The organism is Herbaspirillum sp. VT-16-41, from assembly GCF_001994935.1.
In the GTDB taxonomy this organism is placed as follows: domain Bacteria; phylum Pseudomonadota; class Gammaproteobacteria; order Burkholderiales; family Burkholderiaceae_D; genus Herbaspirillum; species Herbaspirillum frisingense.
Genome location: NZ_MUXB01000219.1, coordinates 1 through 359 on the forward strand (window position 1 = coordinate 1; position 359 = coordinate 359).

1 protein-coding gene is annotated in these 359 nt (G+C 56.8%); it reads right to left on the reverse strand.

Going from position 1 to position 359, the window contains the following annotated elements; translation table 11 throughout:
- Window positions 1-359: aminotransferase class IV (locus BTM36_RS26600; RefSeq protein WP_174616931.1), on the reverse strand; the 359-nt coding region annotated here is incomplete at both ends.

A 359-nucleotide genomic window follows, 5' to 3' on the forward strand; every position in this document is an offset into this window, starting at 1 on the left:
CCAGCCGATTGAGATGTTTGATGCCGGCAAGATGCGGGTTGCGCCCCAGACGTACCGGGCTGAGTGACAGCGTAACCCCCTCTTCTCGCCAGCGAGTGTAATGCGTCGGATACGCAGAAACGCTGAGAATACGTGTCGGACTCTGGCACCCGGCTCCGCTATAACCACGTCCACCACCGCCCCGGCTGATAATTGCTTTCAGGACTCCACTTGTCCTTCCCGCGGCGAGACGACGCATTTCGTCTTCCAGCGTTTTCCACTGGTTAAAAGGGATAAAGAGCCTGTCACAGGCGAGTTTCAGACGATGCAGATGTTCAGCCAACAGACTGATAGTACCGTTGTCGATACGCGCCGTCGTG